Consider the following 17750-nt stretch of genomic DNA (forward strand, 5'->3'; position numbering starts at 1 on the left):
TTCGAGGGTATTGGAGTGACGCGATCTATTGCTGAGGAGCAAGAGCACGCCAATTCCGTTTCCTGCGTACTGTTTTGATCGGGGCGCGCTCCCTACAATCCGTCCACATCTTGAGCTCATCACGTCAAGGAGGACGAATGACGGGGCTCTTCACCCCCATTGCGCCGGATCGCACGACTGATCTGGCATCCGCGGTGCTCACCGATGACAATCGGCTCATCGTGATCGTCATTGCGGTCGTGGCACTCGCCGCACTCGTCGTCGCGCAGATCCTGGTCCGCCAGGTACTCGCCGCCGACGAGGGAACCGACAGCATGAAGAAGATCGCCGCCGCGGTCCAGGAAGGCGCCAACGCCTACCTCGGCCGCCAGCTGCGCACCCTCGGCATCTTCGCCGTCGTGGTCTTCTTCCTGCTCTTCCTGCTCCCCGCGGACACCTGGTCGCAGCGGGCGGGACGTTCCGCCTTCTTCCTCGTGGGCGCCCTCTTCTCGGCGGCCACCGGCTACATCGGCATGCGCCTCGCCGTCCGCGCCAACGTCCGCGTCGCCGCGGCCGCGCGCGAGGCCACCCCCGCCGAGGGAGAGCCCGCCAGAGACCTCACCGAGGTCTCCCACAAGGCGATGAAGATCGCCTTCCGTACGGGTGGCGTCGTCGGCATGTTCACCGTCGGCCTCGGCCTGCTCGGCGCCTCCTGCGTCGTCCTGGTCTACGCCGCCGACGCACCCAAGGTGCTGGAGGGCTTCGGCCTCGGAGCCGCCCTGATCGCGATGTTCATGCGCGTGGGCGGCGGCATCTTCACCAAGGCCGCCGACGTCGGCGCCGACCTTGTCGGCAAGGTCGAGCAGGGCATTCCGGAGGACGACCCGCGCAATGCCGCGACCATCGCCGACAACGTGGGCGACAACGTCGGCGACTGCGCCGGAATGGCCGCCGACCTCTTCGAGTCGTACGCCGTCACCCTGGTGGCCGCACTCATCCTCGGCAAGGCCGCCTTCGGCGACATGGGCCTGGCCTTCCCGCTGATCGTCCCGGCGATCGGCGTGATCACCGCGATGATCGGCATCTTCGCGGTCTCCCCGCGCCGCAGCGACCGCAGCGGCATGACCGCCATCAACCGCGGATTCTTCATCTCCGCGGTGATCTCCCTGGTGCTGGTCGCGATCGCCGTCTACGCCTACCTGCCGGCCACCTACAAGGAGCTCGTCGGCGTCGACAACCCCGCGATCCTGAACCACTCCGGCGACCCGCGCGTCCTGGCCGTCGTCGCCGTCGCGATCGGCATCGTGCTCGCCGCCCTCATCCAGCAGCTCACCGGCTACTTCACCGAGACCAACCGGCGTCCCGTCCGGGACATCGGCAAGTCCTCCCTGACCGGCGCGGCCACCGTCGTCCTCGCCGGCATCTCCGTCGGCCTGGAGTCCGCCGTCTACACGGCGCTGCTCATCGGCCTCGGCGTCTACGGGGCGTTCCTGCTCGGCGGCACCTCGATCATGCTCGCGCTGTTCGCGGTGGCCCTGGCCGGCACCGGCCTGCTCACCACCGTCGGCGTCATCGTCGCCATGGACACCTTCGGGCCCGTCTCCGACAACGCCCAGGGCATCGCCGAGATGTCCGGCGACGTCGAAGGCGCCGGCGCGCAGGTCCTGACCGACCTGGACGCCGTCGGCAACACCACCAAGGCCATCACCAAGGGCATCGCCATCGCCACCGCCGTGCTCGCCGCGGCCGCGCTCTTCGGCTCGTACAACGACGCCATCGCCACCGCGGTCAAGGAAGTCGGCGCCAAGGCCGGGGAGATGAACCTCAGCCTGGACATCGCGCAGCCCAACAACCTCGTCGGGCTGATCCTGGGCGCGGCCGTCGTGTTCCTCTTCTCGGGCCTCGCCATCAACGCCGTCTCCCGCTCCGCGGGCGCGGTGGTCTACGAGGTGCGCCGCCAGTTCCGCGAGCACCCCGGGATCATGGACTACACGGAGAAGCCCGAGTACGGGCGCGTCGTCGACATCTGCACCAAGGACGCGCTGCGCGAGCTCGCCACGCCCGGCCTGCTCGCCGTCCTCACCCCGATCGCCGTGGGCTTCACCCTCGGCGTCGGCGCGCTCGGCTCCTTCCTCGCCGGGGCCATCGGCACGGGCACCCTGATGGCGGTCTTCCTCGCCAACTCCGGTGGCGCGTGGGACAACGCGAAGAAGCTCGTCGAGGACGGGCACCACGGCGGCAAGGGCAGCGAGGCGCACGCGGCCGTCGTCATCGGCGACACCGTCGGCGACCCGTTCAAGGACACCGCCGGTCCCGCGATCAACCCGCTGCTCAAGGTCATGAACCTGGTGGCGCTGCTGATCGCCCCCGCCGTCGTGCAGTTCAGCTACGGCGCCGACACCAGCGCCGCAGTGCGGGCCGTGGTCGCGGTCCTCGCGATCGGCGTCATCGTCGGCGCCGTGTACGTGTCCAAGCGCCGCGGCATCGCGGTGGGCGAGGAGACCGAGGGCGGAGCCGCCGAGCGGGTGGCCAAGCCGGCCGACCCGGCGACGGTCTCCTGACCCTCTCTCACGAGCGGTACGGGCATGACCGGGCAGGGCCGGTCGTACGCCCGAACGGCGGACGGGCGGCGCGGACTGACGCGCCGTCCGTCCGCCGTTGTACGTCACCGGATGGCGGGCGTGTATCTTCCGGGCCGAGAGCCTTCGAAGGGACCAATCCGGTGAACAAGAAGCTTGCGGCCGCGTTGTCGGGCGGTGCGGTGCTGATGCTCGTCCTGTCCGGCTGCGGCGGGGACGACGGCGACGAGAAGGCCAACGCGTGGGCCAAGAAGGTCTGCGACCAGTGGCAGCCCGAACTCAAGAAGATCGAGGCGGCCAACGCCGACATCAAGCGCGTGGCCACGGAGAGCAGCAAGCCCGAGGACGTCCAGAAGACGGACTCGGCTGCCTTCGGGACGATGTCCGAGTCGTACAAGTCGATGGGAAGCGCCCTGAAGTCGGCGGGCGTTCCGCCGGTCAAGGACGGCCAGAAGACCCTGGATTCGGCCGTGACGGGCTTCGAGTCGACCTCCAAGGGCTACGCCGACCTGAAGGCCAAGATGGACGCCCTCGACGCCAAGGACCAGACGAAGTTCGCCGAGGGGCTCAAGGAGCTCGCGGGCGGTCTGGAAGAGGCCACGAAGGGCGGCAAGGACGCCCTCGACCAGCTGAAGTCGGGCGGCCTCGACAAGGCGATGAACGGCCAGAAGGGCTGCCAGGTGACGGCGCCCACGCCGGCCAAGTCGTAGGCCTGCGCGGTGGCGGTACGCCGACCAGGGCGGCCGGGGTCCCGGAAGGGGCTCCGGCCGCCCTGCCGTATGCCCGGACGGGCGCGGCTGCGTATGCCCGGACGGGCACGGCGGCCGTACGCCCGGACGCGCGCGGCCCGGCGCGCCGCCCGGGCCGGCACCCGCGCGGCGCACGGTTTGCCGCTCCCAGCGGACACAATGGACGGGTGAGTACCACCAGCCTCCCCACGCCCGACCGCGCCGCCGAGCTGCGCACCGCCCTGCTCGCCGCCGGCTTCACCGCCGACGGGCTGCTCGACCTGCTCGGCGCCCCCGCCTACGCCGCCCTCGCCCGCAGCGAGACGGTCCCCGCCCTGCGCGCCACGCGGGGCGGCGGGGACGGCCCGCTGCCGAGCCTGGTCCGGCTGTTCCTGCTCCGGCAGCCCGTGACGTACGCGCACGCCGCGGCCGCGCTGCCCGTCGAGGCGGCCCTGGCCGACGGCTGGCTGCGGCGCGAGGAGGCCGGCGGAGGCGAGGACGCCGTGCGGGCGACCGTCGACGTCCGCCCGTACGGCGGCCCGGACGGCGAGGACTGGTTCATCGTCTCCGACCTCGGCTGCGCCGTGGGCGGGGCCGGCGGGATCGGCAGCCGCGAGGAGGGTGTGGTTCTCGGCGTCGGCGGCGCCTCCACCACCCTGGCCGGGATCACCGTCCGCATCCCCGTCGGTTCGGCCCTCGACCTCGGCACCGGTTCGGGCATCCAGGCGCTGCACGCCGCCCAGCACGCCACCCGGGTCACCGCCACCGACGTCAACCCCAGGGCCCTGGAATTCACCCGTCTGACGCTGGCGCTGTCGGGGGCCCCGGCGGCCGAGCTGCTCACCGGGTCGCTGTTCGAGCCGGTCGGCGAGGCCACGTACGACCTGATCGTGTCGAACCCGCCCTTCGTGATCTCCCCCGGCGCCCGGCTCACGTACCGGGACGGCGGCATGGGCGGCGACGACCTGTGCCGGACCCTGGTCCAGGAGGCCGGCGCGCACCTCAACCCGGGCGGGTACGCGCAGTTCCTCGGCAACTGGCAGCACGTGGAGGGCGAGGACTGGCACGACCGGGTCCGCTCCTGGGTGCCGCGCGGCTGCGACGCCTGGATCGTGCAGCGCGACGTGCAGGACGTGACGCAGTACGCGGAGCTGTGGCTGCGCGACGCCGGGGACCACCGAACGGACCCCGCCGAGTACGCGCGGCGCTACGAGGACTGGCTGGAGGAGTTCGAGGCACGCAAGACCAAGGGCGTCGGCTTCGGCTGGATCACCCTGCGCCGGACGGACGCCGCCGAGCCCTCGATCGTGGTCGAGGAGTGGCCGCACTCGGTGGAGCAGCCCCTCGGTGAGGCCGTCCTGGCCCACTTCGCCCGTCAGGACTACCTGCGCGAGCACGACGACGCGGCCCTGCTGGAAGCCCGCTTCGTGCTGGCCGCCGAAGTGGTCCAGGAACAGGTCGGGGCGCCCGGCGCGGAGGATCCGGAGCACGTGGTGCTGCGGCAGAACCGCGGGATGCGGCGCGCGACCAAGGTCGACACGGTCGGCGCGGGCTTCGCCGGAGTGTGTGACGGCTCACTGAGCGCGGGCCGGATCCTCGACGCGATCGCGCAGCTGATGCAGGAGGACCCGGTCGTCCTGCGGGACCGTACGCCGGAGGCGATCCGGATGCTGGTCGAGCAGGGCTTCCTGGAGCCCGTGGCGGGCTCCGGGCAGTAGCCCGGCCGGAGCGGAACCAGGATGTAACCCGGGGTTCGCCCTGTGTATCCCGGGGGCTGGAAAGCTTCTGCTCATCGGGATCCGGGGGGATCCCGAGAGCGGCCCGGGGGTAGGGGGAAACGGCATGGAAAACGGCCCGGCGATCTTCGCCGCGACCGTGTTCCTGCTGTTCGGAGCCGCTCTACTGGCCTGGACGGGGGCGCGCGCCATACAGGGCGCGCCGGTGGCCGAGGGCGTGCGCCCCGTCCTGGCGGTACCACTGCTCCTGAGCGTCGGCGGAGTGTCGCTGGCCCTCGGGGTGTGGTGCCTCGCGCGGCTGTGACGCGGGGGCGGGAGGCGGTCCGTATCCGCCGCCGGACGCACAGGTGAAACCCCATGTGAAGCGCCTGCGGAGCGGCTGCGGAACGACCTGCGGGAGCGGTCGGGGGAGTGGTGGCGGGAGAGGGGCCAGACGGCCCCCCGGCCACTCTGTGCGGTGATCGCGAAGGGTCCGCCGCGGCATCCGGGCGGCAGAAACGGCACTTGTCGGGTTACCGTTCGAGTGGCCGTTGCGGGCTTCTGCCGTTTGACACGGGGGCGGGTTGTACCGTCACACTCCGCAGCGTCGCCGTACCGCGACCGAGTGCCGACCGGAGAGAAGAGCCAAGTTGTCCCCGACTAGCGAGACCGCAAAGGGCGGCCGCCGACTCGTCATCGTCGAGTCCCCTGCCAAGGCGAAGACCATCAAGGGCTACCTCGGCCCGGGATACGTCGTCGAGGCGAGCGTCGGGCACATCCGCGACCTCCCGAACGGCGCGGCAGAGGTTCCCGACAAGTACACCGGCGAGGTCCGCCGCCTCGGCGTGGACGTCGAGCACGACTTCGCGCCGATCTACGTCGTCAACGCGGACAAGAAGGCCCAGGTCAGGAAGCTCAAGGAGCAGCTGGCCGAATCCGACGAGCTCTTCCTCGCCACCGATGAGGACCGCGAGGGCGAAGCCATCGCGTGGCACCTGCTGGAAGTGCTCAAGCCCAAGGTCCCCGTCCACCGGATGGTCTTCCACGAGATCACCAAGGACGCGATCCGCGACGCCGTCGCCAACCCGCGCGAGCTGAACCAGCGCATGGTCGACGCCCAGGAGACCCGCCGCATCCTCGACCGCCTCTACGGCTACGAGGTCTCGCCGGTCCTGTGGAAGAAGGTCATGCCGCGCCTGTCGGCCGGCCGCGTCCAGTCGGTCGCCACCCGCCTCGTCGTCGAGCGGGAGCGCGAGCGCATCGCGTTCCGCTCCGCCGAGTACTGGGACCTGACCGGCACCTTCTCCACCGGCCGCGCCGGTGACGCCTCCGACCCCTCGACGCTGGTCGCCCGCCTGAACACGGTGGACGGCAAGCGCATCGCGCAGGGCCGCGACTTCGGCGCGAACGGGCAGCTCAAGGGCGAGGTGCTGCACCTCGACGAGGCGAACGCGCGGGCGCTCGCCGCCGCGCTGGAAAGCGCCTCGTTCTCCGTCCGCTCGGTCGAGTCCAAGCCGTACCGCCGCTCCCCGTACGCCCCGTTCCGCACGACGACGCTCCAGCAGGAGGCCTCGCGCAAGCTGGGCTTCGGCGCGAAGGCGACGATGCAGGTGGCGCAGAAGCTGTACGAGAACGGCTTCATCACCTACATGCGTACGGACTCCACGACGCTCTCCGACACCGCGGTGTCGGCGGCGCGCGCGCAGGTCACGCAGCTCTACGGGTCGGACTACCTGCCGGAGAAGCCGCGCGTCTACGCGGGCAAGGTCAAGAACGCGCAGGAGGCGCACGAGGCGATTCGTCCTTCGGGTGATCGTTTCCGCACGCCGGCCGAGACCGGTCTGACCGGCGACCAGTTCCGCCTGTACGAGCTGATCTGGAAGCGGACCGTCGCCTCCCAGATGAAGGACGCGGTCGGCAACTCGGTGACCGTGAAGATCGGCGGCCGCGCGTCGGACGGCCGCGACGCCGAGTTCTCGGCCTCCGGCAAGACGATCACCTTCCACGGCTTCATGAAGGCCTACGTCGAGGGCGCGGACGACCCGAACGCCGAGCTCGACGACCGCGAGAAGCGGCTCCCGCAGGTCGCGGAGGGCGACGCGCTCGCCGCCGAGGAGATCACGGCGGACGGCCACTCCACCAAGCCGCCGGCCCGCTACACCGAGGCCTCGCTGGTCAAGGAGCTGGAAGAGCGGGAGATCGGCCGCCCGTCGACGTACGCGTCGATCATCGGCACGATCCTCGACCGCGGATACGTCTTCAAGAAGGGCACCGCGCTCGTGCCCTCGTTCCTCTCCTTCGCCGTCGTCAACCTGCTGGAGAAGCACTTCGGCCGGCTCGTCGACTACGACTTCACGGCGAAGATGGAGGACGACCTCGACCGCATCGCGCGGGGCGAGGCGCAGTCCGTGCCGTGGCTCAAGCGCTTCTACTTCGGCTCGGAGGACGCGAGCGAGGTCGTACCGGCCGACGGCGACCACCTGGGCGGCCTGAAGGAGCTGGTCACGGACCTGGGCGCGATCGACGCCCGGGAGATCTCCTCCTTCCCGGTCGGCGAGGGCATCGTGCTGCGGGTCGGCCGCTACGGGCCGTACGTGGAGCGGGGCGAGAAGGACGCGGAGGGCCACCAGCGGGCCGACGTACCGGACGACATGGCTCCGGACGAGCTGACGGTCGAGTACGCGGAGGAGCTCTTCGCGAAGCCGAGCGGCGAGTTCGAGCTGGGCGCCGACCCGGTGAGCGGGAACCAGATCGTCGCGAAGGACGGCCGCTACGGGCCGTACGTGACGGAGATCCTGCCCGAGGGCACGCCGAAGACCGGCAAGAACGCGGTGAAGCCGAGGACGGCCTCGCTCTTCAAGTCGATGTCCCTGGACACCGTCACCCTCGACGAGGCGCTGAAGCTGATGTCGCTGCCGCGCGTGGTCGGCGCGGACGCGGAGGGCGTGGAGATCACGGCCCAGAACGGGCGCTACGGCCCGTACCTGAAGAAGGGCACGGACTCGCGCTCGCTGGAGACCGAGGACCAGCTCTTCTCGATCACGCTGGACGAGGCCCTCGCGATCTACGCGCAGCCGAAGCAGCGCGGCCGGGCGGCGGCCAAGCCGCCGCTGAAGGAGCTGGGCACCGACCCGGTCAGCGAGAAGCCGGTGGTCGTCAAGGACGGCCGCTTCGGGCCGTACGTGACGGACGGCGAGACGAACGCGACGCTGCGGCGGGACGACGACGTCGAGACGATCACGCCGGAGCGGGGCTACGAGCTGCTCGCCGAGAAGCGGGCGAAGGGCCCGGCCAAGAAGGTGGCGAAGAAGGCCCCCGCCAAGAAGGCCCCGGCGAAGAAGGCGACGGCGACGAAGACCGCTGCCGCGAAGAAGACGGCGGCGAAGAAGACCACGGCCAAGAAGACGGTGGCGAAGAAGGCGACGGCCGCCCCGGCGGACGAGTAGCCACCGGTCTCCTTTGGCCAGGGCCCCGTGCGATCGGCACGGGGCCCTGTGCGTTGAGGAACGGGCCGGGGCCGGTGCGCGACCCCCGCCGGGGTCGGGTGTGTGCCGGGGTGCCCCCGCAGGGTGCCGAACACAACCACCCTCCGCCCCTCCGACCCCGGGGCTCTGCCCCGGACCCCGCGCCTCGAACGCAGGCGGGGCGCGGCGGGGCGCGGGGCGGAGCCCCGGAAGGTGGGTCGGGGGTCACACCGGACCTTGTCCACAGGCCTCCGCAACGGCCAAGCGCAGCGGATAGGCTGGGCGGATGACGCGAGCCGAGCAGCCAACGGTCGTGACCGCCCCGGCGAACCCCACCTACGACGAAGCCCTAGCCGCGGATTCCCGCGAGCGAGCGGTGCGCGCACTGCTGCGTACCCCCAGGCTGCGCCGCCTGTGGAGCGCCCAGCTGGTGAGCGGCATCGGCGATGCCCTCGCGCTGCTGGTGCTGGTGCTGCTGGCCCTCCAGGCCGCCGTGCAGGAGGGGGCCTTCGGCGAGGGGTACCGCGGCGCGGCGCTGGCCGTCGCCGCCGTCTTCGGCGTCCGGATCCTCGCCACTCTGCTCTTCGGAGCGGTCCTCCTCGGCCCGCTCTCCGCGCTCGTGGCCCCCGGCGGCAAGCTGGACCGCCGCTGGACGATGATCGGCGCCGACGGGGTCCGCCTCGGGCTGTTCGTCGTCGCCCCGCTGTGGCTCGACTGGATTCCGGCCCACGCGCTCACCGCGCTGCTGGCCACCGTCTTCGTCTCCGGCGCCGCGGAGCGGCTGTGGACGCTGGGCAAGGAGAGCGCGGCCCCCGCCCTGCTGCCCGCGCCGCCGCCGGAGGGGGCGACCGTGCGCCCGCTGCCGGACCACCTCGACGCGCTGCGCCGGCTGAACCTGCGCACGGCCTTCGCGGCGCTCCCCGTCGCCGCGGCCGCGCTGCTCGCCGCGACCCTGGTCGGCAAGGCCCTCGGCCTCGGCGTGGACTGGTTCGCCGCGAACCAGGCCGCGCTGGGCTCGTACGTGGCCTCCGGCCTCTTCGCCGCCTCGGTCTCGCTGCTGCTCCCGCTGGTGCTGCCGGCCACGAAGACCCCGCGGCCGCGCTCCCCGCTGGAGGGGCTGCGCACGCCCAAGGCGGGGGACCGCCCCGAGAAGGGCCGTACGGGAGCCATCCCGCTCCTCGTCCTGGCCTGCGCGGCCGTCGCCGGCGCGGTGTCCTGCGCCGCCGCCGTCGCCGTGCTGCACGCCTTCGACCTGGGCGGTGGCCCCGCGGCCTTCGCGCTGTTCGTGCTCGCCCTGCTCGGCGGCACCGCCGCCGGCATCCGCGCCACCCAGGCCGGGAAGGTACTGCCCGCCCTGTCCCGCCGTCGGCTGCTGGCCCTCGCCATAGCGGTGACCGGGCTCGCGCTGCTGCTCACCGGGCTCGTCCCGGACACGGCGACCGTGGTGTTCCTGTCGCTGCTCGCCGGCCTCGCCGCGGGCATCGCCGCCAACACCGGGCACACGCTGCTGGACCAGGAGACCGAGGAGTTCCGCCGGGCCCGGGTCACCGAGCACCTCCAGGCGGTCGTCCGGGTGGCGGTCGCCCTCGGCGCCGTCCTGGCACCCGTCCTGGCCGCGGTGATCGGCCCGCACCGGCTCACCGGCGGCGAGGTCGTCTTCGCGCACGGCGGGGCCGCCTTCACGCTGATGCTCGTCGGCGCCCTGCTGCTGCCCGTCGCCGTGGTGGTGCTCACCAAGGCCGACGACCGCGGCGGAGTGCCCCTGCGCCGCGACCTGCGCGAGGCGCTGCGCGGCGGGGAGCCCGTACAGGCGGCGTCCGCCACCGGCTTCTTCATCGCCCTGGAGGGCGGCGACGGGGCCGGCAAGTCCACCCAGGTGGAGGCGCTGGCCGACTGGATACGGGGCAAGGGGCACGAGGTCGTCGTGACCCGCGAGCCGGGCGCCACGCCGGTCGGCAAGCGGCTCCGCTCGATCCTGCTGGACGTCTCCTCCGCCGGGCTGTCGAACCGGGCCGAGGCGCTGCTGTACGCCGCCGACCGCGCGGAACACGTGGACACCGTGGTGCGCCCCGCCCTGGAGCGCGGCGCCGTCGTCATCTCGGACCGCTACATCGACTCCTCGGTGGCGTACCAGGGCGCCGGGCGCGACCTGTCGCCGACCGAGATCGCCCGGATCTCGCGCTGGGCCACCGACGGGCTCGTCCCGAACCTGACCGTGCTGCTCGACGTGTCGCCGGAGGCCGCGCGGGAGCGGTTCACGGAGGCGCCGGACCGGCTGGAGTCGGAGCCCGCGGAGTTCCACCAGCGGGTGCGGGCCGGATTCCTGACGCTCGCCGCGTCCGACCCCGGGCGCTACCTCGTGGTGGACGCGGGCCAGGACCCGGACTCGGTGACCACCGTCGTACGGCACCGCCTGGACAGGATGCTCCCGCTCTCCGAGGCGGAGGTGGCCGCCCAGGCGGAGGCCCGGCGCCTCGCCGAGGAGGAAGCCCGGCGCAAGGCCGAGGAAGAGGCCGCGCGCAAGGCGGAGGAAGCCCGGCTGAAGGCCGAGGAGGAGGCCCGGCTCGCCCGTGAGGCGGAGGCGGCCCGGATCAAGGCCGAGGCGGAGGCCGCCCGCAAGGCGGAGGAGGAGCGGCTGCGCGCCGAGGAGGAGGCCCGCGCCCGGGCCGAGGCCGAGCGGCTGCGCGTTGAGGCCGAGGAGAAGGCGCGCGCGGCGGAGCAGGAGCGGCTGCGGCGCGAGGCCGAGGAGGAGGCCCGGCTGCGGGCCGAGGCAGAGGAACGGCGGCTGGAGAAGCAGCGGCGGGCGGAGGAGGCCCTGCTGAAGGCCGAGGAGGCGCGCAGGCTGGCGGAGGCTGCGGCGGCGGAGGTGGCCGCGAAGGCGGCGGCCGCGGCTGCTGCGGCTGCGGCCCCCGCTCCCGCCCCCGCTGCTGCCCCTGCTCCCGCTCCTGCTCCTGCTCCCAAGGTCGGTATGACGAAGGAGCCGCACCCGGACGACGCGGTGACCGTCGAGACCCCGGTGGTCAAGCGGGTCCTGAGGCCGGACGACGTCACGCAGACCGTCCCGGTGCCGAAGGCCGACCCCGCCGCGGCCGACGAGACGGCGGTGCTGCCGCCCGTACGCCCGGCCGACGAGACGGCCGTACTGCCTCCCGTGCGCCCGGCCGACGCCGGCGGGCCGCCGCAGGCCAAGGCCACCCGGACGGCGCACTCCGCCACGCGGCCGACCGCCCGGCGCCCCGAGGAGAACCCGGCCGACCGGGTGCCGCCGGGCATCTTCCGGGATTCGGCCAACGACCGGACGCGCGAGATCCCCGTGCTCGACGCGGAGGGCCGGCCGCGCCGTCCCCGCCCGGACTGGGCCGAGGAGACCCCGCTGGACGATCTGCCGACGCTCGCGGACGAACTGCTCGGCCCGCACCGGGACGACGAAGAGGACGGCCGGGGCCCCCGGCGCCGCTGACCTCGGCGGGACCGGACTGTCAGTGCCGCACGCCACAATGGGTGCACGCAGAGTGAAGTGAAAGGCGGTGGGCGGGATGCCCGTATGGGACGACCTGGTGGGTCAGGAGCGGATCCAGACGCAGCTCGCCGCCGCCGCCCGCGATGCCGACGCCCTGGTCACGGCCGCCACCGAGGGGACCGCGCCGCCCGCGGCCTCCAAGATGACCCACGCCTGGCTGTTCACCGGGCCGCCTGGCTCGGGGCGGGCCACCGTCGCCCGGGCCTTCGCGGCCGCCCTGCAGTGCACCAGCCCGGACCGCGCCCTGGGCGGTGAGCCGGGCTGCGGGTTCTGCGACGGGTGCCACACCACGATGGTCGGCACGCACGCGGACGTCTCCACCGTCGTCGCGGACGGCAGCCAGATCCTCGTCGCGGACATGCGGGACACCGTCCGCAAGTCCTACACCTCCCCGGCCACGGGCCGCTGGCAGATCATCCTCGTCGAGGACGCCGAGCGGCTGAACGAGAAGTCCGCCAACGCGGTCCTCAAGGCAGTGGAGGAGCCCGCCCCCCGCACGGTGTGGCTGTTGTGCTCGCCCTCCGTGGAGGACGTGCTGCCCACCATCCGCTCCCGCTGCCGCCACCTCAACCTCAGCACCCCCTCGGTCGCGGCCGTCGCCGACCTGCTGGTGCGCCGGGACGGCATCGAGCCGCCGGTGGCGCTCGCGGCGGCCAGGGCCACGCAGGGGCACGTCGACCGCGCCCGGCGGCTGGCCACCGACGAGGGGGCCCGCGAGCGCAGGGCGACGGTCCTGAAGCTCCCGCTCCGGGTGGACGACGTCGGCGCCTGCCTCAAGGCCGCCCAGGAGCTGGTGGACGCCGCCGCCGAGGACGCCAAGCAGGTGGCCGAGGAGGTCGACACCAAGGAGACCGAGGAACTCCGGGCCGCCCTGGGCGCCGCCGCCGGGACGGGCGGACGGATGCCGCGCGGCACGGCGGGCGTCATGAAGGAGCTGGAGGACAAGCAGAAGCGGCGCCGGACCCGCACCCAGCGCGACAGCCTCGACATCGCCCTCACCGACCTGACCGGCTTCTACCGCGACGTCCTCGCCCTCCAGCTCGGCTCCGCCCTCGCCATCGCCAACGAGGACATACGGCAGGACCTGGAGCGCATCGCCAGGGCCTCCGGCCCCGAGCGGACCCTGCGCCGGATCGAGGCGATCATCGCCTGCCGGGATGCCCTCGACCGGAACGTGGCCCCGCTCCTCGCCGTGGAGGCGATGACGATGTCGCTGCGCGCCGGCTGACCGCACGCCGCACGCCGCACGCCGCGCGCCGGACGCGGGACCGTCCGGCCCCGTTGACCGGCTCACCCGTACGGGCGGACCGCCCGCCGGGGCCGGGAGCGGCCCGGTTCCCAGTCCCCGCCCGGCGCGGACCACGGCGCGGGCACGGCCATCGGGCGCGGGCGGGCCCGGTGGCCGTGGCCGGCAGGCCATAGGCTCCGGGGATGGACACCAGTCTCCTGCTGCGTACGACCGGAACCGTGATCGCAGCCGCCGGGCTGCTCCTCTCCGGGTGCACCTCGGGCGGGTCGGGGGGCCCCCGGGCCGCCGCGTCCTCCACCGGGCCCTCCGCTGCCCGGCCATCCGTCGACGAGGCCGCGCTGCGCCCGTACTACGAGCAGAAGCTGAGCTGGCGGGAGTGCGGTGTCCCCGGGTTCGAGTGCGCCACGATGAAGGCCCCGCTGGACTACGCGAAGCCCGACTCGGGTCAGGACGTCGACATCGCGGTGGCCCGCCGCAAGGCCACCGGCCCCGGCAAGCGGCTCGGCTCGCTGGTGGTCAACCCGGGCGGCCCGGGCGGCTCCGGCATCGGCTACCTCCAGGCGTACGCGGGCATCGGCTACCCCGCGCCGGTCCGCGCCCGGTACGACATGGTCTCCTTCGACCCGCGCGGGGTGGACCGCAGCAGCCCCGTCGAATGCCTGACCGGCCAGGCCATGGACAAGTACACCCAGGTGGACCAGACGCCGGACACCGCGGCGGAGCAGTCCGCCCTGGTGGAGGCCTTCAAGGAGTTCGCGGCCGGCTGCCAGACGCGCTCGCAGCGGATCCTGCCGCACGTGTCCACCGTCGACGCCGCCCGGGACATGGACCTGCTGCGCGCGGTGCTGGGCGACGAGAAGCTCACGTATGTCGGCGCCTCGTACGGAACCTTCCTGGGCGCGATGTACGCGGATCTCTTCCCGGACCGGGTCGGCCGCCTGGTCCTGGACGGCGCGATGGACCCCTCCCGGCCCGCGCTCGACCTCAACCGGGACCAGACGGCCGGCTTCGAGACGGCCTTCGTCTCCTTCGCCAAGGACTGCGCGAAGCAGTCCGACTGCCCGCTCGGCAAGGGGAGCCCGCAGGCGATGGCGGAGCGCCTGAAGGAGTTCTTCCGCAAGGTCGACGCCCAGCCCGTGCCCTCCGGGGACCCGGCCCGCCCGCTGGGCGAGTCCCTCGCGACGACCGGGGTGATCGCGGCGCTGTACGACGAGAGCGCCTGGCCGCAGCTGCGGGAGGCGCTCACCGCCGCCATGAACGGCGAGGGCGCCGGTCTGCTGGCCCTCGCGGACAGCTACTACGAGCGCGAGCCGGACGGCAAGTACGCCAACCTGATGTACGCCAACGCCGCCGTGAACTGCCTCGACCAGCCGCCGGCCTTCAGCGGCCCGGAGGCCGTGAAGTCCGCCCTGCCCTCCTTCGAGAAGGCCTCCCCGGTCTTCGGCGCGGGCCTGGCCTGGGCCTCCCTGAACTGCACGTACTGGCCGGTGAAGGCGACGGGCACGGCGAAGCCCCTGACGGCGAAGGGCGCCGCGCCGATCGTGGTCGTGGGCACCACCCGCGACCCGGCCACCCCGTACAAGTGGGCCGAGGCCCTCGCGGGCCAGCTCGAATCGGGCACCCTCCTCACCTACGACGGCGACGGCCACACGGCGTACGGCCGCGGCAGCGACTGCATCGACACGGCGATCAACACCTACCTCCTGGAGGGCAAGCCCCCGACGGACGGCAAAAAGTGCTGACGCCGCGCCCGCGAGGAACCCGGTTCAAGGCACCCGTCCACACCCTGTAGACTTGGCGCCGCTGCTGATGAGAGCCCCTCTTCGAGGGAACACTTGTCTAACCAGCGGTGCCGCCTTAGCTCAGTTGGCCAGAGCAACGCACTCGTAATGCGTAGGTCTCGGGTTCGAATCCCGAAGGCGGCTCTGTAGAACCCCCAGGACTCACTGGCCGTGACCTGGGGGTTTTGCTGTTTCCGGGATCCGTTGGCGCATGCGGCGTCGGGAGCGGTGCGATCGCGATCCCCCGGACGATCAATGGGGCTTACCTGACGGCGGTGTGCTTCCTCGTCATGTGGGACTGCCAGGCCCAGCGGGCGAGCCCGCCGACGGCGAGGGAGGTGATGATCGCGCCCCAGTCGATGACGTGGGGGAGGCCGGGGAAGAAGGCGAAGAAGGCGAAGGACGTGGCGGTGCCGGTGAGGAAGGCTGCGATGCCGGCGCGGCGGCGTTTGGCTTCCCACGCGGGGTCTTCGGGGGTGGGTTGGGTGGTCATGTGCGGCTCACTTCGTGATGTGATGGCACTGGCTGACCCGGCGCGTGCCGTTGATGTTGAGATGCGCGCACGCCTTGCCGTAACGGGGCAGCGTCTGGGGCGCGTTGTCGCGCATCGGGTGGATCTCGCACTCGGCGTGCGTCTTGCCGCGGGAGGTGCGGTAGGTCTTGTTGTCGGTGTCCGCGTAGGTGAAGTCGATACGCCAATTGCAGAAGCCTGCGTTGAGCGCGCCGACGAAGCCGCAGTCGACGCCGGCGTTCTGGTAAGTGATCTTCTTGCCATCGCCGCGGATGATGTGGGTGAACATGCAGCCTGTCGGGACCGTCATGGTGACACCGCCGACTTGGTAGTCGAAGCCGGCGACGGGCGTTGAGCCGATGGCGCCGGCGTGCGCCTCGGCGGGAGGTAAGACGGCCAGCGTGGCCGTCGTGGCGAGAGTGGCAATGATCCGAGCTGTGAAGAGCTTGCCCATCGGTGTCCCCTTCTGGCGGAGTGTGTATGCAGATCGGAACTCCCGTCGTCGGCCCAAGGTTCTGCCCCGAGAGGCAGTCCACTACGAAGAGTGATCAGCCATTGGCATGCTGACCACCCGTAACCGTGGCCTCGGATGCCGGTCTCATACGTGAGCGCTGCGTGAGCGGTGGCAGTGGGTGGATCGGACGGCACGCGGGGCCGGGCCGTACCTTTCTGACCTGGGGGAACGGGATTCGGTGGCACGGCCCGGCATCGGGCGGCATGATCTTGTGGGGCCTCGTAATGAGTAGGTCTCGGGTTCGAATCCCGAAGGCGGCTCGGATTAGCCCCAGGACTCACTCGCCGTGACCTGGGGTTTTTTCATGCCCTTTATCCACGCGGGCATGCGTCGGCCAAAGGTTCGGGACCCCGTGCGTGAGCGCGCCTGAGCCCCGGATGCGGGGAACTGTGTCGGGATCAACGGCGCGAAGGGCGGGGGCTGGCTCCAGGAGGCCATCTCGCTCCAGGCGACCGCTCGCCGCCAGCCCCTGGGACCCCGCCCTCAGTTCCGCACTGAAGGCGTCGGGCCAGGCCGTCATGGAGGAACGACTGCTGCCTGAACTCCTCTCGGACCTCGGCTGATGCGCGTGGTACCGGCAGCGCACCGGCGAAGCCGGGCCCCGGCAGGTCCGGAGTGCCGGACGCGCAGGCACAGTACGCTGAACTCAGCGGGATCGGGCCCGCCCGCATGGTGTCCGGGAGGTGCGTCATGACTGCCCAGATGGCAGCCCCTGCGTGGATGCACGAGCAGATCACGGCGGAGCAGTACGACTCCTGGTCCGAGGAGCAGTGTGCGGGAATCGAGATCGTGGACGGGATGGTCGTCGTGAGTCCCAGTGCGTCCAAGCGCCACAATCGACTGGCTCGGATCTTGGCGAACGTCCTGGACGCCGCCGCGGGGCCGGACTGGAACGCCGATACCGACTTCGACGTCCGGCTTCAGGACGTCCCGCTCACCAATCGACGTCCCGATGTCGTTGTGTATCGCGCGGACACGATCGACATCACGCCCACCCGTCCGGAGCACGTGCTGATGGTCGTGGAGGTTGTCTCGCCGGGATCGGAGACCACTGATCGGATCGTGAAGACGGATCAGTACGCCAACTCCGGCATTGCCTTCTACTGGCGGGTCGAGCAGGCCGCGACAGGCGTCCCCCTCGTGTACACCTATGTTCTCGACCCTGCAACCAGGGCCTACCGGGACGGGGACGTGTTCACCGGTGTCGTCAAGGTTTCGGCTCCCTTCCCGGTGCAGGTCGACCTCGGCCAGATCTGAGGAAGCCCTGCTTGCGTGAGCGCCGCGTGAGCGGACGGGGCGGCACAGGGTGGATTGGGTGGCACGTGGGTTCAGTGTCGTAGGCGTCTGACCTGGGGGAAGCCGGATTCTCTGGCACTGGTTGACACAATTCAGGATGATCTTGTGGGGCCTCGTAATGCGTAGGTCTCGGGTTCGAATCCCGAAGGCGGCTCAGAGAAACCCCAGGTCACCCGTGACCTGGGGTTTTCTGTTGCCCGGGGCCAGCCGGCGCGAAGGGCGGCGGCCGGCCACGGGAGGCCGTCTCGCTCCAGACGGTCAGGAAGATCGCCCGCGACCCCGGCGGAGGCACAGACGTCTGTGTCCGGCAGGTCCAGTGCCGACTACACGGGCTCGTACAGCGCGCATCATCAAGTCGCGATTACGGGGCAACTTCGCGAGATCGAGCCCATCTACTGCCTCAGGGACGTCAGT

12 protein-coding genes and 1 tRNA gene are annotated in these 17750 nt (G+C 72.0%); 11 read left to right on the forward strand and 2 right to left on the reverse strand.

What is annotated here, in order from left to right; all coding sequences use genetic code 11:
* Positions 1 to 137: 137 nt before the first annotated feature.
* The 9 genes from AB0O21_RS02280 to AB0O21_RS02320 all read left to right on the forward strand — a co-directional run bounded on the left by AB0O21_RS02280 (position 138) and on the right by AB0O21_RS02320 (position 15159).
* Positions 138 to 2540, forward strand: a complete 2403-nt coding sequence (locus tag AB0O21_RS02280; protein ID WP_365165112.1) for a sodium-translocating pyrophosphatase — start codon at positions 138 to 140, stop codon at positions 2538 to 2540.
* A gap of 161 nt (positions 2541 to 2701) precedes the next feature.
* The gene (locus AB0O21_RS02285; RefSeq protein WP_365165115.1) at positions 2702 to 3268 is read left to right on the forward strand and encodes a small secreted protein; all 567 of its coding nucleotides are present in this window, start codon (positions 2702 to 2704) and stop codon (positions 3266 to 3268) included.
* Positions 3269 to 3474: 206 nt separating this feature from the next.
* A complete protein-coding gene (locus tag AB0O21_RS02290; protein ID WP_365165118.1) occupies positions 3475 to 5004 on the forward strand; it encodes a methyltransferase in 1530 nt (509 codons plus the stop codon).
* 124 nt (positions 5005 to 5128) lie between these two features.
* A complete protein-coding gene (locus tag AB0O21_RS02295; protein ID WP_365165121.1) occupies positions 5129 to 5326 on the forward strand; it encodes a hypothetical protein in 198 nt (65 codons plus the stop codon).
* A 325-nt stretch (positions 5327 to 5651) separates the two neighbouring features.
* Positions 5652 to 8447, forward strand: a complete 2796-nt coding sequence (gene topA, locus AB0O21_RS02300; protein WP_365165124.1) for a type I DNA topoisomerase — start codon at positions 5652 to 5654, stop codon at positions 8445 to 8447.
* 304 nt (positions 8448 to 8751) lie between these two features.
* A complete protein-coding gene (gene tmk / locus AB0O21_RS02305) occupies positions 8752 to 11925 on the forward strand; it encodes a dTMP kinase (protein ID WP_365165126.1) in 3174 nt (1057 codons plus the stop codon).
* A 76-nt stretch (positions 11926 to 12001) separates the two neighbouring features.
* Positions 12002 to 13213, forward strand: a complete 1212-nt coding sequence (locus AB0O21_RS02310; RefSeq protein WP_365165128.1) for a DNA polymerase III subunit delta' — start codon at positions 12002 to 12004, stop codon at positions 13211 to 13213.
* 203 nt (positions 13214 to 13416) lie between these two features.
* On the forward strand, positions 13417 to 14976 hold the full coding sequence (locus tag AB0O21_RS02315; RefSeq protein WP_365165130.1) for an alpha/beta hydrolase: 1560 nt from the start codon (positions 13417 to 13419) through the stop codon (positions 14974 to 14976).
* A gap of 109 nt (positions 14977 to 15085) precedes the next feature.
* Positions 15086 to 15159, forward strand: a tRNA-Thr gene (locus tag AB0O21_RS02320).
* A gap of 118 nt (positions 15160 to 15277) precedes the next feature.
* Here the strand turns inward: AB0O21_RS02320 and AB0O21_RS02325 are convergent.
* Together AB0O21_RS02325 and AB0O21_RS02330 are read right to left on the reverse strand one after the other, a co-directional pair.
* Positions 15278 to 15508: a hypothetical protein gene (locus tag AB0O21_RS02325; protein ID WP_365165132.1), complete on the reverse strand. Its 231-nt coding sequence runs from the start codon at positions 15506 to 15508 to the stop codon at positions 15278 to 15280.
* 7 nt (positions 15509 to 15515) lie between these two features.
* Positions 15516 to 15980, reverse strand: a complete 465-nt coding sequence (locus AB0O21_RS02330; RefSeq protein ID WP_365165134.1) for a hypothetical protein — start codon at positions 15978 to 15980, stop codon at positions 15516 to 15518.
* A gap of 437 nt (positions 15981 to 16417) precedes the next feature.
* Between AB0O21_RS02330 and AB0O21_RS02335 the strand changes: the two genes are divergently transcribed.
* Together AB0O21_RS02335 and AB0O21_RS02340 are read left to right on the forward strand one after the other, a co-directional pair.
* Positions 16418 to 16603: a DUF2399 domain-containing protein gene (locus tag AB0O21_RS02335; protein ID WP_365165136.1), complete on the forward strand. Its 186-nt coding sequence runs from the start codon at positions 16418 to 16420 to the stop codon at positions 16601 to 16603.
* A 127-nt stretch (positions 16604 to 16730) separates the two neighbouring features.
* On the forward strand, positions 16731 to 17297 hold the full coding sequence (locus tag AB0O21_RS02340; RefSeq protein WP_365165138.1) for a Uma2 family endonuclease: 567 nt from the start codon (positions 16731 to 16733) through the stop codon (positions 17295 to 17297).
* The last annotated feature ends 453 nt before the right edge of the window (positions 17298 to 17750 follow it).

Origin of the sequence: Streptomyces sp. NPDC091371, from assembly GCF_040684275.1 — a bacterium.
Taxonomy (GTDB): domain Bacteria; phylum Actinomycetota; class Actinomycetes; order Streptomycetales; family Streptomycetaceae; genus Streptomyces.